Below are 23,113 nucleotides of genomic sequence, written 5' to 3'. Positions count from 1 at the left end.
ACGCAAACAGCTTTCGCGAAACCGACCCAAGCCGGACGCCTGCGTGACAACACCGCTATGAAGAGGGGCGGCGCCGATCGCCCAGTATGTTCGGGCGCTCTCTGTTCAGGCGATCAGCACGCGCGGTTCGAACCGGCCGTTGACGGGGATGTCGATGAGGAAGGTCATGCCCGCCTGCGGATCGAGCTTGCGCTGCTTGTCGTCCTTGCCCTTCCAGGCCGAGGTCACCGCCAGACGGTCGGCCTTGGCGCCGACAAAGGCCGGACAGGAGGCCTGCGTCACCGGCATGGGAATTTCGCGCAGCAATGCGCCATCGGGCGAATAGGCCTTCACCGCCGCGCCGCCCCAGACGGCATTCCACAGCACGCCATCGCGGTCGACGACGGAACCGTCGACATAGCCCTTCGAGGAGCGATGGTCGACGAACACTTTCGGTACGCCAACCGGCAGGCCAGTCGCCGGATCGCAGGCGACGCGCATCAACAGGCCGGTCGCGGTGTCGGTGTAATAGGCGATCGTCCCGTCCTGCGAAAAGCAGATCGAGTTCGACACGGTGATGTCCGAAAACAGGCGGCGCAACTCGCCCCTGAAAAACCAGTAGATCGCGCCCGCACCCTTGCTCTCGTCCTTGGCCATCGTGCCGACCCAAAAGGCACCGCAGGGATGGACGCGGGAATCGTTGGAGCGGGTGAGCGGGTTATCGGCCTCGATGGGCGTATGCAGCGTCATCGTGCCGGTCGCGACGTCGCGGACAAAAAGCCCGGTCTCGGTGGCGATCAGCTGGCGCTGGTCGTCGATGATGGCGATGGCGCTGGCCATCTGGCCAAGCTCGTGGATTTTCAGCGCGCCCGTGAGCGGCTTTTCCAGAAGCTTGCCATTGACGATATCGAACCAGAACAGCGCATCGCTGGCCGGATCGTAGCTCGGGCCTTCGCCGAGCTGGCAGATGTGATCGGAAAAAACCGAAACTTCGCTCATCATGCTTCTCCGAACACCGCGTCCCAGGCCGCGACGGCGGCGTGCGCACGCGCCGCGACGTCGTCGACGCTCATGCCGGGCTTGAACAGGCTTGAGCCCAGGCCGAACACCGTGACGCCCACCGCCTTGTAGCCGGCAAAATCCTTCTCCGAAACGCCGCCAACGGCACCGACCAGCGTCTGTGCCGGCAGCACCGCCCGGATGGCGGAAATGCCGGATGCGCCGAGCGCGCTTGCCGGAAAGAATTTCAAGGCCGAGGCGCCCAGCCGGATCGCCTGAAAGGCCTCCGTCGGCGTGAACACGCCGGGCATGGTCACCATGCCGTAGTGCATAGCGCGCGCCATCACCTCGGCATCGATGTTGGGGCTGACCAGCAGCCGCCCGCCGGCTTGGTGCAGGCCGTCGACATCGGCCGCCGTCAGCACCGTGCCGGCGCCGATCAAGGCCGACTTCGGCAGCACTTGGACAATCCTGGCGATCGACGAGAAGGGCTGGGGCGAGTTGAGCGGCACTTCGATCGCCTCGATGCCGGCATCGAACAGCGCCTGCCCCATGGCAATCGCCTCGGCGGGTTTCAGGCCACGCAGTATGGCGACCAGCCCGCGCTTGAGTTTTGGAAAGGCTGCGGTCTCGGTCATGCCAAGGCTCCGGTTCTGGCGATCATGCCGTTTTCGCGCGCGGCTTCGGTGAGTCCGGCGCGCACCGCTTCGTCGGCGTCGACGGCGCGGACGGCAAGCCCTGCGAGGTCGAGTGCAGCCTGGTAGAGCACAGCGAGCGTACCCGAGGCAATCAGCACGACCGGCGCATCGCCGGCGCCATAGCGGCGCTTCGCCGAGGCGATCTCGCCGCCGATCAAAAGCCCGGACAGGCAGGCCGCCGCATCTTCCGACTTCAGGTCCTGCAAGAGCCCGGCGGCACGGATGGCAAACAGCTTCGAGGTGACATCGCCACCCTCGCCGAGCGCGCGTTCGCACCATTGCCGGAAGAATGTATTGTCCCCGGTGACGGGAGCCGGATGCTCGCCCAGCGAATGCTTGAGGATGGAGTGCGCGGCCAGCACCGAAAACAACTCGCCGGTCGGCCATGTGCCGAAGCCGGCAACCGCGCCATCCTCGACCAGCACCCATTTCGAATGGGTGCCGGGCATGCAGGCGAGATGCCGCCCCTTTGCCGGCAAACCGGCGCCGGCCAATTGTGTTTCCTCACCGCGCATGACATCGGGCGCATCGGCCAGGCGCTGAGCGAGACCCGGCACGATGCGGATGTCGCGTTTCTGATCAGCCACGCGAGCGGCACCGCCAAGGATGGCGCCGATCGGCGCCGGTACGGTCACATAGGGCGCCTCGATCCAGCCCTGACGAGAGCCGGCCATGCCGCAGATGATGACGGGCAGTGTTTCCGGCGCGCCCATGGCGGCCAGATGGCCTTCCAGAACGTTCGAAAAACCTTTTTCGCGCGCGGTGATCAGGCCGTCATCGCCGCGGCGCTCGGCCAGCACCTTGCCGCTGCCGTCGATCAGCCATGCGCGCAGCCGGGTCGTGCCCCAATCGAGCGCGGCGACCGCCGGAGCGTTGCCGGCAAATTCCGGGCTCACAGAAAACCTCCGTCGACGATCAGCATCTGCGCGGTCAGCATGCGCGAGGCGTCCGAGGCGAGGAACAGCACCGTCCCGACCATGTCGTCCGGGCGCATGACCTCCTTGATGCACTGCTTGGCAACATGGGCGGCAAGCGCCCCTTCGGTCACCCAGCGTTCCTGCTGCCGTTCGGTGATCACCCAGCCTGGCGCGACGGCGTTGACGCGGATGCGGTCAGGCCCGAGCTTGCCTGCCAGCCCCTTGGTGAGGCCGAGGATGCCCGCCTTGGCGGCGGTATAGGCCGGCATGTCAGGGTGGTTGATGAGGTAGGATGTCGAGGTGAAGTTGATGATCGAGCCGCCGCCGGCCCGCTTCATGCCCGGTGCCACCGCCTGCGCGGTGAAGAAATGTGGTCTGAGGTTGATCGCCTGGTTGTTGTCCCAGAACTCCACCGTCACGTCCTCGACGGCGTGGCGCTCGTCCCAGGCGGCATTGTTGACCAGCACGGTGACATCGCCATGCGCCTGTGCCGCCCTGGCAGCCGAGGCGCGCAGCGCCTCGATGTCGCGCAGGTCGGTCTTGAGGTAGAGCGGCCGGCGGCCGAATTCCTTCTCGATGCGGTCGGCAAGCAGCGTGCTCGGCCCCTCGGCGATGTCGATGAAGGCGACATTGGCACCCTGGCGCACGAAACCCTCGGTCAGCGCCGCGCCGATCCCGGAACCGCCGCCGGTGATCAGCACCGAGGCTCCCTTGAGGTCGGCAAAATCCGCCGATGGCATCATATTCTTCTCTCCCGGCGCATGACCCCGAAAATCGGATCGATTTTCGGATAGGGATCATGCGCAAATATAAGTTGCTACAGCGTCCTTTGCGCGTCCCAAGGACGCGCGGTGCTGTAGGCATGAACGGCGCGCATCCTAGCCACGCAAGTCGCGCGGGCAAGGGCGAAACGCCGGATTTGCAGGCTTATGTCGGACAAAACGACAATGCGCCGCACCGGAAGCGCGCCGCGATATCGGCGGAATGTCGATTAGGCCGAAAGCGCCGGTCAGATCGCCTTGGCGCGCAGGGCGCCACGGAAGGAATCGCGGAGGTAGCCGAGCGTGGCGTCGGCATCGACCGGCTTGCCGAACAGATAACCCTGCCCGCCGGCGCAGCCGAACTGGACCAGGCGATCGGCCTGCGCTTCCTCTTCTATGCCTTCGGCGACCACATCCATGCCCAACCCTTCGCACATGGCGAGAATGGCGCGGATGATGTGTTCGGACGGGCGGTCGTCGAGAATGGAGGCGACGAAGGCGCGGTCGATCTTGAGCTTGTCGAAATGGAATTCGCGCAGGCGGCCGAGCGAAGACTGGCCGGTGCCGAAATCGTCGAGCGAGACGCGGATGCCGACGCGCCGCAGATCCTCGACGATCTGCGCGGCGGAGGCCGGGTCGTTCATCAGGCCGGTCTCGGTGATCTCGATCTCGAGACGGCGCGGATCGAAGCCGGTGCGGTCGAGGATCGCCAATATGTGCAGGCCGGTGTTCTGGTCGACGAGCTGCGAGGGCGACAGGTTGAAGGACAGGAACAGGTCGCTCGGCCAGCTCCTCGCCGCCTCGGTCGCCTTGCGCAGCACCAGCTGCGACAGCGGGCCGATGATGCCGCGTTCCTCGGCGATGGGGATGAAGACCGTCGGCGGCACGGCACCGAGATCGCGATCGGTCCAGCGCGCCAGCGTCTCGAAGCCGATGGTGCGGCGCGTGGTGAGGTCGACGATCGGCTGGAAATGCGGTTCCACCTCGCCGGCCGAGACGGCGCGGCGCAGCGCCTGCTCGATGCGGGTGACGCGCTTGGCCGCCTCTTCCATCTCGCGGGTGTAGACGACGACGCGGCCACGGCCGGAACGCTTGGCGTGGTAGAGCGCCGTCTCGGCCTTGTTAACGAGGATCTCGGTGGTCTCGTCGCCGGAATAGAACAGCGAGCAGCCGACCGAGGCCGACAGCCTGGCGGTGCGTTCGCCGACATCGTACGGCGCCGACAGGATCTCGATCAGCATGCGGGCTTTTTCCGCCGCCGCGTCCTCGGAGAACACCAGCGGATAGAGGAAGGCGAATTCGTCGGCGCCGATCCGGCAGACCGTCGAATGGCCGTCCATCGAGGCGCGCAGCCGCATGGCGACCTGGATCAGGATGTCGTCGCCGGCCTTGTGACCGAACAGATCGTTGATAGGCTTGAAGCCGTCGAGGTCGAGAATGCCGACTGTGAAGGGCGCGGGATCATCGGCGCGGTCGCTGATCAGACGATCGACCTTGTCGAAAAAGCGGCGATGGTTGCCAAGCCCGGTCAACGGATCGGTGAAGGCCAGATCCGTGCTCTCCCTGTTTGCCTGACCGGTGCCAAACGGAGTTTGCATCGGTGTCCCTGTTTTAACGTCGGAATTTGTGTCGGAGACTGCCAGCAAACCCTTTAGGAAACGTATCTCGAAAATCGATTTTTCGCGGCCGGAACGGAATCCGGAAAAACGGAATCCGGGTTTCACCGGCGATCTTGCCGGGGCAGAAAGCCGGATCCCCCGGGGAGCCGGCTAAACCAAGCATCAAGCCTTTGTTTTCGCGCTGATTTTCAGCCGCCGAGCTTGACGCGATAGAGCTCGAGCTGGGCACCCCGTGTCTCCGCCACCGGCTCCAGCCAGTCCGGCAAATTGCCGCGCGTCAGCCCGGCCAGAAAGCCGTCCGGCGCCCTGCCGACGAGCAGGCGGGTTTCCGGGTTGCCGCGGCAGAGCGCGACAAGCCCGACATGGTGGCTTTCGACCACCGACCTGGCATCGGCGGCCGATCCGAGGAAGGTATCGAGTGCAAGCAGGTTTCCCGCGACGTTGCGATGATACGGCCCGGCGAACACGCGATGTCCGGAATAGGCCAGGATGGGCGAGCCAAGATTGGAAATGGCGAGCACGGTGGTGTCCGGCAGCTGGCTGAGCGCTGCGAACGAGGTCTTGCCTTGGCAGTTCCCATCGACACTGGCGGCCTTGACGGCCGCGGCGGTTTCGAAGGCGCTTGATGCAGCCACGGCCGCGCACGCCCAGAGTGCGTTGACCGAGACCAGCCAGGCCGCGGCCACCCTGAGCGCGGCGCCGCGCGACGGGCTGGCTTCGGCCCGCTGCCGCCATTTGGCGATCCAGGCGCAAAGCGGGATCACCGCCAAGGCAATGGAGAAAGTCGAGCCACGCACTTGCCAGGCACTGACCAGGAACGCCACCACCAGCAGCGCGCCAACGAGGCTGTCCTGCCGCCGCGAGCCGCCACGGCCGAGGCCAAGCGCCATCAGCAGGATCGCCACCAGTGGCGTGGCGAAACGCTCCACCACCGCGACCTGGTTGTAGATAACAAGCTTGTACAGCGACTGCGCCTCTTCGATGTTGTCGAGCCATAATTCCCTGAGGCGCGGATCGAGGTTCGCATAGGGGGCTGCCAGGCATTGCGGGAAAAGCGACACCACGACAGCGCCCAGCACGAGCACAAGCAGGCCGAGCGCAAACAGGCGACGGCCGACCGTGGCGTTAGCCATGTCGAGCGATGCCACGGCGGCGAGGCCGCATCCGGCGAGCGCGGCGACCACGAACTGCACTGTCGAAAAGGCATCGCATTGCGGCTGGCCCCACGCCGATGGGGCGATGGTGGTGAGGAAGACCAGCCCCGAAACGCCGGCAAAGCCAAGGCCGAAATCCCTGGCGATCCGCCCCTCGCCGCTGGGGTCGGCGACAAACAGCAGGGCAATGCACGCGCCGATGGTGGCGACGTAGGGCGCCGTTTCCATGCCGACGGCCAGCATCAGCGCCGCGCACAGGCCCGCGAGCAGCGCCGCCCAGCGCTGCACGGGTGCATCGAGCAGCAGGCTCAGGCAGGCCATGGTCAGCGTCAGCTGGACATTGTGATGATCGAGCGAGCCGGGCGAAAAGATGCCGATGAAATGCAGCGCCGCGGCGCCGATGACGACAGCCGGCAGCACGGCCGCGGCACCGGCGAAACTGCGCGCCGCGCGGGCGGTAAAGAGCAAAGCGAGGTAGAAGAGCAGTGCCGGCCAGAGCACCTCGGCGGTGGTCTCGGCCCTGGCCATGCTGCCGGTCAGCGCCGAGGCTACGAGAACGATGGCGGCGAGCGGCGCGTCGACCAGCCGCGACCAGTGCATGACGAAGCCGCCTTCAAGACCCATCCGGTACTGATGTAGGTCGAACCAGCCCTGGCCGGCCAGCATGTCGCGAACCTCGACCAGACGCAACAGATTGTCATTGTCGCCGCCGGCGTCGGTCAAGTCGCGGAATCCGCTGAGGGCGCTGACGGCAACCATCACCAGCGTGGCGACGAGCACGAGCGCGAGGTCGTTGCGCCGTGACGGAAGTGGCTTGGCCTCGACGGAGATCATGGTATCGGCAGGAGTCACGGGACGACCTCTGGGCGCTCTTTTCGCGACGGAAGTTATCGCGAACTCACTGCGCAAATCTTAAACCAGCCTTGCACGTCGTCGCATCGCGTCGGCGGGCCGCCGTCGAATGCCTTCACGCGGCTCTTTGATCGTCGCGAAACACCCAGACCGACGAGAGCACATAGCTCGCGGCGCTTGCGGCGACGGTGATAATGGCTGACATGATCAGCGGCGAGGCGGAGAATATCGACACCGCGACATGGGCGGACAGGCCTGCAAACGCTGCGCAGACCAGCTGGGTGACGAGATAGCGTGGAAACGCATGGGCGTGGTCGTGGCGTCCCTCGAACGTCCAGCCACGTTGTGCCGAATATGCCACGACGAAGGCCAGCATATAGGCGATGACGCTTCCGACGAATGGCGGCAAACCGGCCGACACCAAGGCCCATGACAGCATGAACAACAGCAGCGCCGCGCCAACGCCGACGATGACAAACCGGACAAGCCGTACCGCGGCGAATCTTCGTAGAAGCCGGCTCATTTTTCGGCAGTCGCGGCGGCTTCGCCGGATCCGCCGGGCTGGCCGGCTTTCAGCCGCTTGACCGGAATCTCGAGGACACCGAGCAGGAATGCCGAAAAGAAGGCCTGGAACGAAATGACGATCAGGCTCAGGCCCAGCACGACGATGCGCGGGATTTCGGAATCGTTCAGCGGGCCGAAGCCAAGATGCGCCCAGCGCAGCACCGCATAGCCGAAGAACAGGACGCCGCCGGCAAAGCAGATGCCGGCATTGGCGGCAAGACGGTCGGTGCTGATGGTCCTTCTCAGCCAGTCGGACCCGCGGCTGCGCGGCAGGATGCCGGTGATCTCGGCATAGTATCGCGATATGGCGCCGAAGGTGATGAGCTGGATGCCGGTGATGATCATGAAGCAGGCGGCGACGAAAGTGTTGAGGTCGAGCGACAGATTGTCGATCACCCGCAGCGGTCCAAACACCAGCAGGGCCGCGAACAGCATGCCCAGGCCGCACAACGCCGCGCCCGGGATGAAGAACATCCAGCGCGGATTGTAGACGAGCAGGAATTTGAGATGCCGCCAGCCGTCACGCCAGGTCCTGAGATGCGGCGGCCGGCTGCGGCCGTCGGGCTTGAGCGTGGTCGGCACTTCCTCGATGCGCAGCCCGGCAAGCGCGCTGCGCACCACCATTTCGCTGGCGAATTCCATGCCGGTCGTCTGCAGGTCGAGCTTGCGGATGCTCTCGGCGTTGAAGCCGCGCAGGCCGCAATGGAAGTCCCCGGTCTTGATGCGGAAAAACAGGCGGCCGACGAAGCTCAGCACCGGATTGCCGAGATAGCGATGCAGCGGCGGCATGGCTCCGGTTTCGATGCCGCCCTGGAAGCGATTGCCCATGACCAGGTCGGCGCCGTCGCGCAGGCGCGTCATGAAGGCATCCAGCGCGCCGAAATCGTAGCTGTCGTCGGCATCGCCCATGATGATGAAGCGCCCCCTGGCGGCGGCGATGCCGCCGAGAAGTGCCGCGCCATAGCCCTTCTGCGCCACCGGTACGACACGGGCGCCGCCCTGGGCCGCGATCTCCTGCGAACCGTCGGTGCTGCCATTGTCCGCGATCAGCACCTCACCCAGGATTCCGGCCTTGTCGAGGAAGGCCCTGGCCTTGCCGATGCAAACGGCCAGCGTCTCGGCCTCGTTGAGGCACGGCATCAGGATGGTGAGTTCAAGCTGTTTGGTCGCGGCGGCGCGGATGGCGGTGAGCGCGTTCATGGTCGTTGTTCCATCGAGGGCCCCCATCCGGCGCCTGCCGTTGGGGTATTCGAGGCCTATTCTTGTACAGCAAGGCTTAAGAAAACGATGACGCGGCCGCTTGTCTTGTCGCGATTGGGCTGGCGGGGATTGTGCCCTGCTGTTGCCGATCTTCAGATGTCGCGATTGGCAGAAGGCGCGGCGACCCTTATATCGCTCTCGTCGACTGCGCTGGGGACCCGCCATGAAGCTGAAAATCGCCGTCCAGATGGACCATATCTCCACCGTGTCGATCGCCGGCGACACGTCGTTCGCGCTGTCGCTGGAAGCGCAGCGGCGCGGCCACCAATTGTTCCATTACACGCCCGACCGGCTGTCGCTACGCGACGGCAAGGTGTTTGCGCGCATCGAGGAGATGCAGGTGCGCGACGAGAAGGGCAGCCATTACTCGCTGGGCGACAAGGTGCGCACCGACCTGTCGGAGATGGACGTCGTCCTGCTGCGCCAGGATCCTCCCTTCGACATGAACTACATCACCACCACGCATATCCTCGAGCGCATCCACCCGAAGACGCTGGTCGTCAACGACCCGGCCTGGGTGCGCAACAGCCCGGAAAAGATCTTCGTCACCGAGTTTGCCGACCTGATGCCGGACACGCTGATCACCAAGGACAGCCAAGAAGTCGCCGCCTTCCGCAAGGAATTCGGCGACATCATCGTCAAGCCGCTCTACGGCAATGGCGGCGCCGGCATCTTCCATCTGCACGAGGCCGACCGCAACCTCGCCTCGCTGCTCGAAATGTTCGGCCAGCTGTTCCGCGAGCCCTATATCGTGCAGCGCTACCTCAAGGATGTGCGCAAGGGCGACAAGCGCATCATCCTGATCGACGGCGAGCCGGTCGGCGCCATCAACCGCGTGCCGGCCGAGCATGATTCCCGCTCCAACATGCATGTCGGCGGCCGCGCCGAGAAGACCGAACTGACCGAGCGCGAGCGCGAGATCTGCGCCCGCATCGGGCCGTCGCTCAGGGAACGCGGCTTCATCCTGGTCGGCATCGACGTCATCGGCGATTACATGACCGAGATCAACGTGACCTCGCCGACCGGCGTGCGCGAGGTGCAGCGCTTTGGCGGCGCCGACATTGCCAGCCTGTTCTGGGATGCGGTCGAGGGGAAGCGGAAGTAACCTCCGAAACCCTGCTGCCTAAGCGATCCGGGAGGAGAAATGTGGCAAGCATCCTATATGAAAATGTCTTTTTAATACTCGCCGTTTGTTTCGGTATTGCGGCATCACTGGTGAATTTATTTGGGTTGACAGCATGCGAGGTAAATTCTTTCGTCCTCTCGACGAGAAGGACCGAAGCCTTTACGGACTTGCTTCGATACTGGTTATCCTGGCAGTCATTTTCATGGCTGCTCATATTCACTCCCTGGGTGGATCGAAATGAGACCTGCCGCGAGACTGGGGCTGACAATTCTGTGACGATGTCGCGCCTCACTGCGGTCATAGGCACACAGCGATATTTTCCGTTTTCAGTTCGTATTAACCATGTTCCGCCTTTTCAACCGGGCTCAATCCGGCTGCAACCATAGCGATTGCTTTGTTCTCGTAATGTTCTTGATTTGACCGGCAATCTGTGATTGTCTTCTGCCGGGGCCACGTTCCAGGCCTATCGCATGGGTTGCGGCCCATATCCGGGGTGGGAAAATGGTGGCGCGGGTTCGCACGGTCGCTTTCCAGGGCATCGAGGCCGTGCCGGTCGACGTGCAGGTGATGATCGCGCCCGGCAAGGTCGGCATGCAGATCGTCGGCCTGCCCGACAAGGCGGTGGCCGAAAGCCGTGAGCGGGTGCAGGCGGCGCTGCATGCGTCGGGCCTGTCGATGCCGTCGAAGAAGGTGACGGTCAATCTGGCGCCGGCCGACCTGCCCAAGGAAGGCAGCCATTACGATCTGCCGATCGCGCTTGGCCTGATGGCCGCGCTTGGCGCCATTCCGGGCGACATGCTGGCCGGTTATGTCGTGCTTGGCGAATTGTCGCTCGACGGCACCATTGCCGCCGTCGCCGGTGCCCTGCCGGCGGCGATCGGCGCCAATGCCGAGGGCAAGGGGCTGATCTGTCCGTTCGCCTGCGAGCCGGAAGCCGCCTGGGCCGGCAAGGACTTCGATATTCTGGCGCCGCGCAGCCTGATCGCCATCGCCAACCATTTCCGTGGCACGCAGGTGCTGTCGCGGCCGGAGGCCGGTATCCACGCCGCGGCGCGCGACCTGCCCGACCTTGCCGACATCAAGGGCCAGGAGACGGCCAAGCGCGCGCTGGAAGTGGCGGCGGCCGGCGGCCACAATCTGCTGATGGTCGGCCCGCCAGGCTCGGGAAAATCGATGCTGGCGCAGCGGCTGCCGTCGATCCTGCCGCCGCTGGCGCCGAAGGAATTGCTCGAAGTCTCGATGATCGCCTCGGTGGCGGGCGAGCTCGGCGAAGGCAAGCTGACCGACCGGCGGCCGTTCCGCGCCCCGCACCATTCGGCCTCGATGGCGGCAATGGTCGGCGGCGGGTTGCGCGCACGGCCGGGCGAAGTCTCGCTCGCCCATCACGGCGTGCTGTTCCTCGACGAGTTCCCCGAGTTCACGCCGCAGACGCTCGACGCGCTGCGCCAGCCGCTGGAGACGGGCGACTGCATGATCGCGCGCGCCAACCACCGCGTCACCTATCCGGCGCGCATCCAGCTGGTGGCGGCGATGAACCCGTGCCGCTGCGGCATGGCCGGCGAACCGGGCTATCGCTGCCTGCGCGGCGAACGCTGCCGCACCGATTATCAGGCACGCATTTCCGGTCCGCTGCTCGACCGCATCGACCTGCGGATCGAAGTGCCGGCGGTCTCGGCCAGCGACCTGATAAGGCCGGACCGGGCGGAGAAGAGTGCTGATGTGGCGTTGCGCGTCGCACGCGCCCGCACCCTGCAGCGCGAGCGTTTCGAACGGCTCGGCGTGACCAGCGCCACCACCAACGCCCATTGCGCACCTTCTGTCATCGAGGACATCGCGATGCCCGACGCAGCCGGCCTGTCGCTGCTCAAGGACGCCAGCGAGAAACTCGCTTTCTCGGCGCGGGCCTATCACCGCGTGCTGAAAGTGGCGCGCACGCTGGCCGACCTCGACGCCAGCGAAACCGTCGGCCGCATCCATCTTGCCGAGGCGATTTCCTATCGCATGAGTTCGGAACGCGTGGCGCAGGCGGCGTAGAGCGCCTTCCGCCGTCGCCAATCACTTCCGCAGCACCCAGGTACTGTCTCGCCCCAAAGCCGGCATCCATGCCTCGGTGCGCGACCTGCTTCGTGAGCGCACCGGCTGGATCCCACGAAGCCGGTGAAGCGAGTGCGCTCCGAATGCGTCGCCTCGTCCGGCTTTTGCGAGATGCGCAGCCTCGTCGGCTGCCGCTCATGAAGGAAGTTCATCCCGCCATTTGATAGCTTCCATCTCGACGCGGACCGCGTCCTGAACGTCGATGACCTGATGGACGTCGAATTGGAACGCCGGGAAGGTCGAACACATTTTGTGGACTACCAGCGGGTCATCTGCCTCGATCAGCATGCTGCCACCCCATTCACCCACCCGCGCCACGAAGGCATGTACCTTGACTTCGCTGGGTATCTCCCAGTGCCGGAAGATTTTCAGGATGCGCTTTTGGACGTTCTCGTATTCGATCGCCGATCCCTGTGGCCGCTCGTTCCAATTTACGAGGTATTTCATAATCTCCTCCCTCTGGGGTGACCGTAAATCCCCGAGCGGCACTGTAGCTCCCCTCCTTCAAAAAGAGGTAGGCATCACGACAGGAAAGGCGGTGAATCTGTCCGACATTTGAGAACGTATGAAGAACTCATTCGGCCTGACGGTGGATGCGGCTGATTTTGGGCGTAGAGGGCCTCGTAAAGCACGGTTTTGCCGATTTTCACGCGCGCGACCAGCCCGTCGCTGGGAGCTACAGGTGCGGCTTCGGGGGAGCTACCTATGCTAACATTGTGGTCAATTAAACCGCGCGTCGGGCCGATCCGCCTTTGCCCGGATCAATCGGTCGCGGGGATCAACTTCTGCAGCGTCGGCGTCAGGATCATGCCGAAGGTCAAGACATCGCCATAGGCTCGCGCGGAAAGCATTGCCCCGTGGACGGTCGCCATGAAGGCTTCCGCTTCCACACGCGGCGCATTCGATATTGCCAGTGTCCTCTGTTCTGCGCCGCGCTCGATGACGCCAGTCAGCCATCCCGAGAGAAACTGGAAATACGCCCGGACTTCCACGGCAACCTCCGGCGGAAGGGCGGGCAGCTCGCTGGCAAGCAGCGCGCAGACGCAGAACGGCACGCTCGCATCCTCGATGCATCGGGCCCAGATGCCGGCATAGGTTCGAAGCAACTCGGGCGGTTCGGGGACATCGCGCTCGAGCCCTCCCATGCCGATGACGGCATCCTCGAGGTAACGCTTGAGCAGGGTCTGCACGAGGTCGACCTTGCTGGGGAAATGGTGATGGATGCTGGCTTTGCGGATGCCAACCACCTCGGCGATATCGGCGTAGCTGAATCCATTGTAGCCGCCCGCGACGATGAAGGCTCGCGCGGCGGCCAGGATCTCGTCGGCGGTGTTCGAAGGCTTGCTCATGACTTGCTCCGGCGGAGGGCTCCTCTGCACTTAGAGCGGTTCGCCGTTTCATGGAAACCGGCGAACCGCTCTAACCCGTTTGTTTTGACGCGATTCCCAAGGGAAAGCGCTCACACTTTTGCTGGCATTGCCCTAACTTGCGACCCGCGGCGACTTGCGAAGGACGTCGCTGACCGACAGCCACAGAGCGGACACGAAGAAGTAGAAGGCGCCGAACGCGGCATAAGGTGCAACATTGGCGATGCCGATGATCTCCGTGCCGCCGGCCATCTTGACGAAGAACAGACCCGCCAGCGCCGATTGGGCGCCGCTCAGGATCATCGGCCATTGCGCACCGTTGGTTTTCCAGCGCCGCGCCGCGGTCAGGAGCTGAAACACGCCGGAGACAACGGCCCAGACGCCGTAGACCGAGAGCACCGCATTCATGCTGTGACCGAGCGCGATGGCGACCGCAATCGTGGCGACGATGCTGACCGCGAAGTTCAGCAATTGCGACTTGTTGCGACCGAGCCCGCCGGTGCGCCGGGCGTCGATGTAATTCGCAAGCGCATCCCATGCAGGATAGGCAACCAGCATGGCGGCAGCGAGCGGCGGGCTGCTTTTCGCGACGGTGAAAGCCGCCACAACCCAGGCTGCCGATACGGCAAACCGCAGATAGTAATAGCTTTTGAGCCAGCCGTTTGATGACGGGCTCTGATCGTTCATTTGTCCAGGCATGATGGGGTTCTCTCGTTTAATCTACCTACCAACTAGTAGGTAGATTAATGGTCGTCAAGGCGCCTGGAACTGATTGCCGGTCACCTCGACATCGCATTTATGTGATCAGCATTCGCCTGCGCCTGCGCTGGCGCCAAGGAACGACAGTGGCTGCTTTATGCATGTTTTTGACTTGAGTGGCAGCCTTCGCTAGCGCGCGCACTGGCCGGCGCCAGCGGTCGGGCGCATCCACAGCGTCGAGGCGATTTCCTACCGCATCAGAGCGCGTGGCGCAGGCGGCGAGGCGCTTGGGGCCGGCCCTGCTTTTCAGGTCCTATCGCGCGCCTTCAGCTCCAGCCGCCGCGCGTGCAGCACCGGCTCCGTATAGCCGTTGGGCTGGCTGGTTCCCTTGAACACCAGGTCACAGGCGGCCTGGAAGGCGATGGAGGTGTCGAAATCCGGCGCCATCGGCCGGTAGAGCGGATCGCCGACATTCTGGCGGTCGACGATGGCCGCCATGCGCTGCAGGGAATCGCGTACCTGGATCTCCGAACACACCTTGTGGCGCAGCCAGTTGGCGATGTGCTGCGAGGAGATGCGCAGCGTGGCGCGGTCTTCCATCAGGCCGACATCGTTGATGTCGGGCACTTTCGAGCAGCCGACGCCCTGGTCGATCCAGCGCACGACATAGCCCAGAATGCCTTGAGCGTTGTTGTCGAGTTCGCGCTGGATCTCGTCGGGTGTCCAGTTCGGCCGCACGGCCACCGGAACGGACAAGATATCGTCGAGTTTCGCCTTCGGCCGGCTCTTCAACGCCGCCTGCACGGCATGGACGTCGACCTTGTGATAGTGCGTGGCATGCAAGGTCGCGGCCGTCGGCGACGGCACCCAGGCGGTGTTGGCGCCGGCCTTGGGATGCGCGATCTTCTGTTCCAGCATCGCCGCCATCAGATCCGGCATCGCCCACATGCCCTTGCCGATCTGGGCATGGCCGGCGAGCCCGCATTCGAGCCCGGTGTCGACATTCCAGGCCTCGTAGGCGGAGATCCAGGCGGCCTGCTTCATGTCGCCCTTGCGGATCATCGGGCCGGCTTCCATCGAGGTGTGGATCTCGTCGCCGGTGCGGTCGAGGAAGCCGGTGTTGATGAACACCACGCGTTCCTTCGCAGCGCGGATCGCTTCCTTGAGGTTGATAGTGGTGCGCCGCTCCTCGTCCATGATGCCCATCTTGATGGTGTTCTTCGCCATGCCGAGCAGCGCCTCGACACTGTCGAAGATCTCGACGGCGAAAGCGACTTCCTCCGGCCCGTGCATCTTGGGCTTCACCACATACATCGAGCCGGCGCGGGAATTGGCGCGGCGGCCTTTCGACCCGACATCGTGCAACGCGATCAGCGCCGTCAGCGCGGCGTCCATGATGCCTTCCGGCACCTCGTTGCCGTCGCGGTCCAGGATCGCCGGATTGGTCATCAGGTGGCCGACGTTCCTGACCAGCATCAGCGAGCGGCCGGGCAACGTCAGCGTGCCGCCGCCGGGCGCCGTGTAGGCGCGGTCGGGGTTGAGCTTGCGGACAAACGTCTTGCCGCCCTTGCTGATCTCTTCGGCGAGGTCGCCCTTCATCAGGCCGAGCCAGTTGCGGTAGACCACGACCTTGTCCTCCGCATCCACCGCCGCGACCGAATCCTCGCAGTCCTGGATGGTGGTCAGCGCCGATTCCAGGATGACGTCGGCAATGCCCGCCGGATCGGTGCGGCCGATCTGGTTGTTGCGGTCGATGACGATCTCGATGTGCAGTCCGTTCTTCACCAGCAGCACGGCATCGGGGTTGGCGGCATCGCCGCGATAACCGACGAATTGCGTGGGGTCGGCCAGCGTGGTGCCGCCGGCGCCGGCGCCAAGCTTCAGCGCGCCATGCGCCACCGACAGGCCGTTGACCCCCGCCCATTTGCCCGAGGTGAGCGGCACCGACTGGTCGAGGAAATCCTTGGCCCAGGCGATGACCTTGGCGCCGCGCGCCGGGTTGAAGCCTTTACCCTTTTCGGCGCCGCCGGTCTCGGGAATGGCATCGGTGCCATAGAGCGCATCGTAGAGCGAACCCCAGCGCGCATTGGCGGCGTTGAGCGCATAGCGCGCATTCATCACCGGCACGACCAGCTGCGGCCCGGCAACAATGGCGATTTCGGGATCGACATTTCCCGTCGACACGCTGAAGGCCGGCCCTTCGGGAACGAGATAACCGATCTCTTTCAGGAAGCCCCTGTAAGCCTCCATGTCGACCGGCGCGCCATTGTCGCGATACCAGCCGTCGAGCTTTTCCTGCATGGCGTCGCGTTTTTTGAGCAGCGCCCGGTTCTTCGGCGCGAGGTCGTGGACGATGGCCGAAAAACCGTTCCAGAACGCATCTGCGGCGATGCCGGTGCCGGGCACGGCCTCGCCAGCCACAAAATCATGCAGCGCGCGGGCAATCCGCAATCCAGCGATCTCGATGCGATCGGTCATCAGCTTGTCTCCAGACGAAAGGCTCGGGCGGGCCTTTGGCATGTCAGGTCTACAGGGTCAATTCGGCTTAAGGTGAAGGGGACATTTAGGCAAGGTTGGCGAAGCTGCGTCCTTCTCCCCGTTCTATGGGGAGAAGATGGCGGCAGCCAGATGAGGGGGCGGCGCGGCGTTGGCCGAACGGGCGGCACAGTGAAACTGCATTCCCTTGGCTCTGCCCCTCATCCGCCCTTCGGGCACCTTCTCCCCGTGAACGGGGAGAAGGAAGGCGCTCACATCGCGATCCGTGGCCGTCCCGAGGCGACCGCCACCACATGCGCCTCGATGAACATGCGCTGGGCTTCGACGGTGGAAACCTTGAACTCGGTCGCGACGTCGATCTCGGCATTGTCGGTACCGGCGTCCCGGGCGCGCTCGGCCACGATCGCTCGCACATCGGCCTCGGCAGCGGCGATCGCCGCAGCCTCGTCGAGGAAATCGCGCACCGTTTCTCCGGAGGCCAGACGGAACAGCCCTTCCCTGGGCTGGCTGACCCGCGCTTCGGCCGAGACCCTGACCTGGCCGACGACGGCGCCGAGCGCGTTGGCGACATCGGTGTCCTCGGGCACCACGCAGTCATTGCCGACCAGGGGCGCCAGGCCGGCGTAGTGCAGCGGCGCGGAAGCGCCGAGGCCGATGACCGGGCGGTCGAGCGCGACGCTCAACCGGGCGATGCCGGGATGGGCATCGACGGCGCGCTGCACCAGCGCGTGCGCCACGGTCGCGGCGCCATCGAGCCCGTCCTCGGCGAAGGCGGTTTCGAGGATGTATTCGGCCGACCAGCGCGTCAACGTCACCAGCACGCGCTCCGAGATCACTTCCGGCGACGCGGCGATAGGCTGGCCACGGCCATCGCGCTTGCGGGCGAACAGCTCGGCGCCGAGGCGGGCGGTGGCGGCATCCCAATTGGCTTGCTTGCCCAGCACGTGTGCTGCGTCCGACGGGGTGAAGCCTGAGATATGCACCAGCCCACGCGAGACTAGCCGGTTCAAGGTGGCGTTCTGGGCATTGGACGTCAGCAACCTGTCGAGGGCAAGCGGCGTCGCGCCGATCGCCTCGTAAAGCCGCGCTTCCGGAGCGGTGAGACCCGCCGCAAGCCTGTCCGGCACGCCGGTGCGCACCGCGAAGCGGCCGTCCATGCGGCCGGGATTGGGCGAACGCAGCTGGCGTTCGAGCTCCGATTTGACGGCGTCGCCATGCGCCATGCCGGCCAGCGCCAGCGGCACCAGGCGGCGCGGCCCGAGCAGGATTTTTGGATTGAGCGCGCCGTCCTCCAGCGCCACTTCGGAATCGCCGCCAAGGCCGAAGGTGCGCATGGCGACCGCCTCGACCATGGTGCGGAAGCCTCCGACGGTGGCGCCTTCGGGATCCAGGCGCGGCCGGCCCTTGTCGAGCACGGCGACATCGGTGGTGGTGCCGCCAATGTCGGAGACCACGGCATTGTCGAGCCCGGTCATGTGGCGGGCACCGACCAGGCTGGCCGCCGGACCGGAGAGGATGGTCTCGATCGGCCGCTGGCGGGCGAACACCGCCGAGACCAGCGCACCGTCGCCGCGCACCACCATCAGGGGAGCGGCGATGTTGCGGGCTTGCAAAAACCCTTCGGTCGCCGCCACCAGCCGGTCGATCATCGAGATCAGCCTGGCGTTGAGCAGCGTGGTCAGCGCCCGACGCGGGCCGCCGAGCTTGGCCGAGAGTTCGTGGCTCGCGGTGACCGGCAGGCCGGTCTTGTCGCGGATCAGTTCGCGGGCGGCGATCTCATGCGCCGGGTTGCGGGTGGCGAAATAGGCGCACACGGCAAAGCCGGACACCGAGGCACCGAGTTCCGGCAGGGCCTCTTCCAGCCCTGACAGATCGAGCTTGGCGGCATTGCCGTGGACATCATGGCCGCCCGGGCAAAACACCACCGGATCGGTGCCGAGCGCGGTCTTCAGCCCATCGCGGGCGAGGTCGGCTTCGGAAAAGCCGATCATGACGAGCGCGACGCGGCCCCCCTGGCCCTCGACCAGCGCATTGGTGGCCAGCGTCGTCGACATCGAGACCAGTTTGATCGCGGCCGGATCGGTACCGGCCTTTTCGAGCACCGCGTCGACCGCGCCGGAAATGCCGACAGCGAGATCATGCCTGGTGGTCAGCGCCTTGGCCTTGGCCAGCACCTTGCCCTTGTTCGGCCCCTGCTGCGGGCCCTCCGTCTCGGACCACAGCACGGCATCGGTGTAGGTGCCGCCGGTGTCGATGCCGAGGAACAGAGGTTTTGACTTGGTCTTGGCGGTCATTGGCAGTCCGGGCGGTGGGGAATTTTGCTTCCCGCCCTTAGCCTATCGCGGCCGGCCGATAAAGCCACGAGCGCTGGGCCAACACGCGATGACCGCAATAGGAGCCCCGATCTCCCCTTGGGAGGGGATCGGCGGCTTTGACCGCAACGCCAGGGGCCCTCTGGCGAGGATGCCGCTATTTGGCTGTGACAATGCCCTTCATCGAGCTGTGGATCGCACAATGGAATGGATGTGCGCCGGCCGCCGATACCTTGACCTTGGCGCTCTTGCCGGTGGCGAGATGGCCGGTGTCGAAGGAGCCATCGAGCGCGGTGGCGGTGTGCGTCATCGAGTCGGCATTGGTGAAAGTGATGGTATCGCCAACGGCGACCGCGATTTTCGGTGGGTTAAATTTCATGCCCTTGATCTGGACCGCATGATTGGCGGCGTAGGCGGGCACGGCAAAGGCAAGCAAAGCAAGAACGAGCATGGTGCGCATGATGGATTTCCTCCTGAGCGCGAACCCTCATCCTACACTAACGCTGGCGAACGGCCTTTTATGCCACGAAGCCGATCTTCTTATGCGTATTGTCACAAAACGGCTTGTTGGCCGAGTGGCCGCAGCGGCAGAGGAAGGTGCGCTGCGTGCGGTCGATCGTGTGGCCGGTGCCGGTGACGATCTCGACATTGCCTTCCAGCTTGAGGGGGCCGTTGGTGGTCGGCGTCACTTTCAGCGGGCCGTTGCGCGCTTCGAGCGCCGGCGTGTCCTTCAGCGGCGGTTCGCCGGTGGCGGTGAAGCCGGCCTTGCTGTGGCTGCCGTCGCAGAACGGCTTGTTTTCCGACGCGCCGCAGCGGCACAGCGTGGCGCGAAAGAAGGTTTCGCCGTCGAGCACGATCTCGGCATGCACGGCAAGCGGGCCGTTTTCACGCAGCCGCACGGTGTTGACCACCGGCGGCTGTTCCTGCGGCCCGCCATCCTTCCTGACATAGGTGATGGCACCCGACGGACAGCTTTCGGCGATGGCGACAATCTTTTCGACACTGGCCGCGTCGGGATGGATCCATTGCCCCGGCGCGTTGGGCACGAAGACATGCGGGTCGCCGAGCACGCAATTGCGCGAATGGATGCAGCGCTTGCCGGAAAAGCCGACGTCGATCTTCTCACCCTCGACCGTGCCTGCCATTGCCGTGCTCCTCTCGCCTGGGGCGCGTCGCGGCTGAACCGACGCGGCGCGCTTTGGGTATCGGCACAGGCTATCGCTCCCATGGGGGAGACCGTCAAGCTGGCAAACCGATCAGGGGACGAGATTGATCTCCTCGGTCTCGCCGCCGCTGCAGGTGTAGCAGCAATCCTCGCATTTTTCCTTGTTGCCGGGGCCGACGCCCCAATAGGTGCCCTCGTCGCCATCGACCCAGGCGCCGTAGCAGATGGATTCGCCTTCGTTGCAGGAGATCGGCAACGACTTGGTCTCGCCGTCATCGAGATAGAAGTCCTTGCCGTTGCCCGGCCAGACATAATCGCGATCCTGGCTGTAGAGCTCAAGGCGCATGGCGTTGGGATGGCTGTTCTTGATGGCAAAGGTGACGTCGCCGGCATGGGCGGCTGGTGCAAAAAGGATGGCAAGCGAGAACGCGGCGGCAAGCCGGCGCGCTGGTATGAAAGACATGGAAACCCCCGATGAAGAATCGGCCCCCACGGCCGATGGGGTCATCATGCCATGACGGGGGCCGGTGCTAAAGGGGGATGACGACAATCCCTGATAGAATCGCGGGAGCTAAACGACGAACCGGCGTCATTGCAGGCTTCGCCCTATCGTTGCCAGAACGGCAGCTTGGCGATCTCTTCATCGACCTCCCGCCTGGTCAGGCCGATATCGTCGATCAGATGCGGATTGACTTCCGAGATCCGCTTGAGGTCCCAGCGATAGCGTGTCTTTTGACGCCAGGCCGCGATAGTGTTCCGCAAGGTGGCAAGGCTGTAGCGCCGGCGCGATGTCTGCCCCACGCGCGCTCCACACCGCACTGCCTGATGCGGGGCCGAAGCAAAGATATTGGTCATGACAACCTCCATATGTTTTGGCGCCCACAGGCTTGAGAATGGGCGGCCTTTGATCTGAACGAGGTTGAATTCTGCAGGATATTGAGGGCGCCGTAATTAAGCCCTGCCAAATAGTTCTCAAAAGTTCCAAACAGGCGCTAACGCGTTGTTTTGACGCCATTCCCTAGGGAGGCGCCGCGCGCTTTCCCCGATGAAACCGCCTCACACTTTTCGCGGAATTGCTCTATAGATGCGCCCTATGCAGGGATCGCGCTTTGCCTTTGGTCCGTTCGTACTTGATCCGGGTGCGGGAACGCTGCTTCGGAACGACGATCCTGTTGCTGTCGGCTATCGTGGGCTGAAGCTGCTTGCCGCGCTCGTCGGACGGCCCGGCGAAATCCTAGAGAAAGCCGAGCTGATGGATGCGGCGTGGCCGGGAACGGCGGTCGAGGAAGGCAACCTCACCGTCCAGATCGCGCAGCTGCGCAAGCTGCTTGGTCCGCCCGCCGATGGCGGAGAATGGATATCGACGGTTCCGCGCGTCGGCTACCGCTTCACGGGCGCCATCGAAAAGCTCGACCGGGCAAAGCGTAAACCCTTGCCGCTGCCCGACAAGCCATCGATAGCGGTGCTGCCTTTCGTCAATCTCAGCAACGACCCCGAGCAGGAGGCCTTCGCCGACGGGTTAACCGAGGATCTGATCACCGACTTGTCCAGGGCCCCGGGCCTGTTCGTCATCGCCCGCAACTCGACCTTTGCCTACAAGGGCAAGGCGATGGACGTGCGCGCGATCGCCGAGGAGCTTGGCGTGCGCTATCTGCTGGAGGGCAGCGCCAGACGCGCCGCGGGGCGCGTGCGCATCAACGCCCAGCTGGTCGACGCGATAAGCGGCGAGCATCTGTGGGCCGAACGCTTCGATCGCGGCCTGGACGACATATTTGCCGTTCAGGACGAGGCCACGGCCAAGATCGTCGAGGCGCTGCTCGGACGGCTGCGGGCGCCGCCGCCACGCAACCGGCCGACAAATCTCGAGGCCTACGATCTGTGCGTGCGGGCGCGCAAGCTGATCGACGAATCACCACAGACGGCAAGGGAAGCGCATCTGTTGCTGACGCGCGCGGTGTCTCTCGACCCGGACTACGCCGAGGCTCATCGCTGGCTTGCCATGAACTATTGGATGGGATGGGTGCATTGGGGCGAGCCGGTCGACCCCAACCGTCGCATCGCGCTGGAACTGGCGCGCAAGGCCGTGGCGATCGATCCCAACGATGCCGGCTGCCGTTGGGTGCTCGGCAATCTGCTCGCCTATGAGCACAGTTTCGAAGAGTCGGAAGCCGAATTCGCCAAGGCGTTCGAACTCGACCCGAACGAGGCCGACGCCTGGGCGACCTTGTCCGACATCGCGGTGCTGGCCGGACGAGTCGAGGAAGGCCTCGAGCACATCCGCAAGGCGTTCCGGCTCAATCCCTATCCGGCAAGCTGGTACTATCTGACGCTCGGCGAAGCGCAATATGCGGCGCGCGACTACGAAGCCGCCGTCGAGACCTTGCGCCGGGAGGAGACTTACCGGACGAGCTCACGCCGTTTCCTGGCGGCGAGCCTGGCGCAACTCGGCCGGCTCGACGAGGCGCGGGCCGAGGTCGAAATGTTCCTCATCGGCAACCCGCACTTCACGACCAGCTACTGGGTCTGGACGGAGCCATTCCGCGACACCGCGATGCGCGATCATTTCGTCGACGGTTTTCGCAAGGCGGGTCTTCCGTAGAGCAATTCCGGACCGAAACCATTTCACAATTTCCCGGAATTGCTCTGGTGACGCCCGGCCAATCACGGCACCAGATCGATCGTCTCGGTCGTGTGTTCCACGCAGATGAAGCAGCAGGTGTCGCAAGGCTGGTCGTTATCAGGCCCGACGCCGGCCGAGATCCGGTCATTGCCGTCGACCCAGGCGCCATAGCAGATGCGCTCACCCTGATTGCAGGAAAGCGGCACCGATTTCTGGGAATTCGGGTCGATCAGGAACACCTTGCCGTTGCCCGGCCAGACGGTCTCGCGGTCGCGGCTGAACAGCTCGACCGCTACCGCTTCCTTGCGCAGGTTCTTGACGAAGAAGGCCATGTCGGCGGCCTTGGCCGAGGTCGTGCAGACGAGCGCCGCGAGCACGGCCATACGAAACAGCGTCACGGTCGGACCTCCCGAATCACCACCGCAGAATCG

General features: G+C 64.6%; 21 protein-coding genes. 3 read left to right on the top strand and 18 right to left on the bottom strand.

Going from position 1 to position 23,113, the window contains the following annotated elements; genetic code table 11:
• Nucleotides 1-105 precede the first annotated feature (105 nt).
• From ACLGL5_RS07040 to ACLGL5_RS07005, 8 genes are all read right to left on the bottom strand, one after another.
• Nucleotides 106-978, bottom strand: a complete 873-nt coding sequence (locus ACLGL5_RS07040; RefSeq protein ID WP_069090641.1) for an SMP-30/gluconolactonase/LRE family protein — start codon at nucleotides 976-978, stop codon at nucleotides 106-108.
• The gene (locus ACLGL5_RS07035) at nucleotides 978-1,616 is read right to left on the bottom strand and encodes a 2-dehydro-3-deoxy-6-phosphogalactonate aldolase (RefSeq protein ID WP_038651034.1); all 639 of its coding nucleotides are present in this window, start codon (nucleotides 1,614-1,616) and stop codon (nucleotides 978-980) included. Before ACLGL5_RS07035 ends, ACLGL5_RS07040 begins: the two co-directional genes overlap by 1 nt.
• Entirely contained in the window at nucleotides 1,613-2,572 is a 960-nt protein-coding gene (locus ACLGL5_RS07030; RefSeq protein WP_069090640.1) for a 2-dehydro-3-deoxygalactonokinase, read from the bottom strand. The genes ACLGL5_RS07035 and ACLGL5_RS07030 overlap by 4 nt, the downstream gene beginning before the upstream one ends.
• Nucleotides 2,569-3,336 (bottom strand): SDR family NAD(P)-dependent oxidoreductase, encoded by a 768-nt coding sequence (locus tag ACLGL5_RS07025; protein ID WP_019862353.1) that lies wholly within the window; start codon nucleotides 3,334-3,336, stop codon nucleotides 2,569-2,571. Before ACLGL5_RS07025 ends, ACLGL5_RS07030 begins: the two co-directional genes overlap by 4 nt.
• 266 nt (nucleotides 3,337-3,602) lie before the next feature.
• Complete coding sequence (locus ACLGL5_RS07020) at nucleotides 3,603-4,952, bottom strand: putative bifunctional diguanylate cyclase/phosphodiesterase (protein WP_019862352.1); 1,350 nt, start codon at nucleotides 4,950-4,952, stop codon at nucleotides 3,603-3,605.
• Between the two features lie 209 nt (nucleotides 4,953-5,161).
• The gene (locus tag ACLGL5_RS07015) at nucleotides 5,162-6,979 is read right to left on the bottom strand and encodes a polysaccharide biosynthesis protein GtrA (RefSeq protein WP_069090639.1); all 1,818 of its coding nucleotides are present in this window, start codon (nucleotides 6,977-6,979) and stop codon (nucleotides 5,162-5,164) included.
• Nucleotides 6,980-7,094: 115 nt separating this feature from the next.
• Nucleotides 7,095-7,502 (bottom strand): GtrA family protein, encoded by a 408-nt coding sequence (locus tag ACLGL5_RS07010; protein WP_038651025.1) that lies wholly within the window; start codon nucleotides 7,500-7,502, stop codon nucleotides 7,095-7,097.
• Nucleotides 7,499-8,743, bottom strand: coding sequence for a glycosyltransferase family 2 protein (locus tag ACLGL5_RS07005; protein WP_069090638.1), 1,245 nt, complete (start codon nucleotides 8,741-8,743; stop codon nucleotides 7,499-7,501). Before ACLGL5_RS07005 ends, ACLGL5_RS07010 begins: the two co-directional genes overlap by 4 nt.
• 223 nt (nucleotides 8,744-8,966) lie before the next feature.
• On the opposite strand from ACLGL5_RS07005, the gene gshB reads away from it, so the two are divergent.
• Both gshB and ACLGL5_RS06995 read left to right on the top strand, forming a co-directional pair.
• Nucleotides 8,967-9,908: a glutathione synthase gene (gene gshB, locus ACLGL5_RS07000; protein ID WP_019862348.1), complete on the top strand. Its 942-nt coding sequence runs from the start codon at nucleotides 8,967-8,969 to the stop codon at nucleotides 9,906-9,908.
• Nucleotides 9,909-10,430: 522 nt separating this feature from the next.
• Nucleotides 10,431-11,963 (top strand): YifB family Mg chelatase-like AAA ATPase, encoded by a 1,533-nt coding sequence (locus ACLGL5_RS06995; protein WP_069090637.1) that lies wholly within the window; start codon nucleotides 10,431-10,433, stop codon nucleotides 11,961-11,963.
• 195 nt (nucleotides 11,964-12,158) lie between these two features.
• On the opposite strand, the gene ACLGL5_RS06990 is transcribed toward ACLGL5_RS06995, so the two are convergent.
• From ACLGL5_RS06990 to ACLGL5_RS06950, 9 genes are all read right to left on the bottom strand, one after another.
• Nucleotides 12,159-12,470 (bottom strand): DUF3303 domain-containing protein, encoded by a 312-nt coding sequence (locus tag ACLGL5_RS06990; protein ID WP_069090636.1) that lies wholly within the window; start codon nucleotides 12,468-12,470, stop codon nucleotides 12,159-12,161.
• A 314-nt stretch (nucleotides 12,471-12,784) separates the two neighbouring features.
• Nucleotides 12,785-13,372, bottom strand: coding sequence for a TetR/AcrR family transcriptional regulator (locus tag ACLGL5_RS06985; protein ID WP_019862344.1), 588 nt, complete (start codon nucleotides 13,370-13,372; stop codon nucleotides 12,785-12,787).
• Nucleotides 13,373-13,504: 132 nt separating this feature from the next.
• A complete protein-coding gene (locus ACLGL5_RS06980; protein WP_064985343.1) occupies nucleotides 13,505-14,089 on the bottom strand; it encodes a DUF308 domain-containing protein in 585 nt (194 codons plus the stop codon).
• Nucleotides 14,090-14,395: 306 nt separating this feature from the next.
• Nucleotides 14,396-16,567: a malate synthase G gene (locus ACLGL5_RS06975; RefSeq protein WP_069090635.1), complete on the bottom strand. Its 2,172-nt coding sequence runs from the start codon at nucleotides 16,565-16,567 to the stop codon at nucleotides 14,396-14,398.
• 269 nt (nucleotides 16,568-16,836) lie between these two features.
• Nucleotides 16,837-18,879, bottom strand: coding sequence for a hydantoinase/oxoprolinase N-terminal domain-containing protein (locus ACLGL5_RS06970; RefSeq protein ID WP_019862341.1), 2,043 nt, complete (start codon nucleotides 18,877-18,879; stop codon nucleotides 16,837-16,839).
• Nucleotides 18,880-19,054: 175 nt separating this feature from the next.
• A complete protein-coding gene (locus ACLGL5_RS06965; protein ID WP_019862340.1) occupies nucleotides 19,055-19,357 on the bottom strand; it encodes a cupredoxin domain-containing protein in 303 nt (100 codons plus the stop codon).
• Nucleotides 19,358-19,415: 58 nt separating this feature from the next.
• Nucleotides 19,416-20,042 (bottom strand): CDGSH iron-sulfur domain-containing protein, encoded by a 627-nt coding sequence (locus ACLGL5_RS06960; RefSeq protein ID WP_069090634.1) that lies wholly within the window; start codon nucleotides 20,040-20,042, stop codon nucleotides 19,416-19,418.
• 111 nt (nucleotides 20,043-20,153) lie between these two features.
• Nucleotides 20,154-20,525 (bottom strand): hypothetical protein, encoded by a 372-nt coding sequence (locus ACLGL5_RS06955; RefSeq protein ID WP_019862338.1) that lies wholly within the window; start codon nucleotides 20,523-20,525, stop codon nucleotides 20,154-20,156.
• Nucleotides 20,526-20,668: 143 nt separating this feature from the next.
• Nucleotides 20,669-20,917 (bottom strand): DUF1127 domain-containing protein, encoded by a 249-nt coding sequence (locus ACLGL5_RS06950; RefSeq protein ID WP_069093232.1) that lies wholly within the window; start codon nucleotides 20,915-20,917, stop codon nucleotides 20,669-20,671.
• 229 nt (nucleotides 20,918-21,146) lie between these two features.
• Between ACLGL5_RS06950 and ACLGL5_RS06945 the strand changes: the two genes are divergently transcribed.
• Nucleotides 21,147-22,661 (top strand): winged helix-turn-helix domain-containing tetratricopeptide repeat protein, encoded by a 1,515-nt coding sequence (locus tag ACLGL5_RS06945; protein WP_171903233.1) that lies wholly within the window; start codon nucleotides 21,147-21,149, stop codon nucleotides 22,659-22,661.
• 62 nt (nucleotides 22,662-22,723) lie between these two features.
• On the opposite strand, the gene ACLGL5_RS06940 is transcribed toward ACLGL5_RS06945, so the two are convergent.
• Nucleotides 22,724-23,080: a hypothetical protein gene (locus ACLGL5_RS06940; protein ID WP_027047591.1), complete on the bottom strand. Its 357-nt coding sequence runs from the start codon at nucleotides 23,078-23,080 to the stop codon at nucleotides 22,724-22,726.
• Nucleotides 23,081-23,113: the final 33 nt, after the last annotated feature.

Source organism: Mesorhizobium sp. U510, from assembly GCF_059180695.1.
Note: the sequence above shows the minus strand (reverse complement) of the source record. Positions and strands in the feature narration are given on the sequence as shown.

Excerpts from the sequence above, each read along its gene's own strand:
- ACLGL5_RS07035 (WP_038651034.1), bottom strand. The coding sequence starts at position 1,616 with ATGACCGAGACCGCAGCCTTTCCAAAACTCAAGCGCGGGCTGGTCGCC.
- ACLGL5_RS06975 (WP_069090635.1), bottom strand. The coding sequence starts at position 16,567 with ATGACCGATCGCATCGAGATCGCTGGATTGCGGATTGCCCGCGCGCTG.
- ACLGL5_RS07040 (WP_069090641.1), bottom strand. The coding sequence starts at position 978 with ATGAGCGAAGTTTCGGTTTTTTCCGATCACATCTGCCAGCTCGGCGAA.
- ACLGL5_RS07005 (WP_069090638.1), bottom strand. The coding sequence starts at position 8,743 with ATGAACGCGCTCACCGCCATCCGCGCCGCCGCGACCAAACAGCTTGAA.
- ACLGL5_RS06980 (WP_064985343.1), bottom strand. The coding sequence starts at position 14,089 with ATGCCTGGACAAATGAACGATCAGAGCCCGTCATCAAACGGCTGGCTC.
- ACLGL5_RS06945 (WP_171903233.1), top strand. The coding sequence starts at position 21,147 with ATGCGCCCTATGCAGGGATCGCGCTTTGCCTTTGGTCCGTTCGTACTT.
- ACLGL5_RS06965 (WP_019862340.1), bottom strand. The coding sequence starts at position 19,357 with ATGCGCACCATGCTCGTTCTTGCTTTGCTTGCCTTTGCCGTGCCCGCC.
- ACLGL5_RS07010 (WP_038651025.1), bottom strand. The coding sequence starts at position 7,502 with ATGAGCCGGCTTCTACGAAGATTCGCCGCGGTACGGCTTGTCCGGTTT.
- ACLGL5_RS06995 (WP_069090637.1), top strand. The coding sequence starts at position 10,431 with ATGGTGGCGCGGGTTCGCACGGTCGCTTTCCAGGGCATCGAGGCCGTG.
- ACLGL5_RS06950 (WP_069093232.1), bottom strand. The coding sequence starts at position 20,917 with ATGACCAATATCTTTGCTTCGGCCCCGCATCAGGCAGTGCGGTGTGGA.
- gshB (WP_019862348.1), top strand. The coding sequence starts at position 8,967 with ATGAAGCTGAAAATCGCCGTCCAGATGGACCATATCTCCACCGTGTCG.
- ACLGL5_RS06985 (WP_019862344.1), bottom strand. The coding sequence starts at position 13,372 with ATGAGCAAGCCTTCGAACACCGCCGACGAGATCCTGGCCGCCGCGCGA.
- ACLGL5_RS07025 (WP_019862353.1), bottom strand. The coding sequence starts at position 3,336 with ATGATGCCATCGGCGGATTTTGCCGACCTCAAGGGAGCCTCGGTGCTG.
- ACLGL5_RS07020 (WP_019862352.1), bottom strand. The coding sequence starts at position 4,952 with ATGCAAACTCCGTTTGGCACCGGTCAGGCAAACAGGGAGAGCACGGAT.
- ACLGL5_RS06955 (WP_019862338.1), bottom strand. The coding sequence starts at position 20,525 with ATGTCTTTCATACCAGCGCGCCGGCTTGCCGCCGCGTTCTCGCTTGCC.
- ACLGL5_RS06960 (WP_069090634.1), bottom strand. The coding sequence starts at position 20,042 with ATGGCAGGCACGGTCGAGGGTGAGAAGATCGACGTCGGCTTTTCCGGC.
- ACLGL5_RS06990 (WP_069090636.1), bottom strand. The coding sequence starts at position 12,470 with ATGAAATACCTCGTAAATTGGAACGAGCGGCCACAGGGATCGGCGATC.
- ACLGL5_RS06970 (WP_019862341.1), bottom strand. The coding sequence starts at position 18,879 with ATGACCGCCAAGACCAAGTCAAAACCTCTGTTCCTCGGCATCGACACC.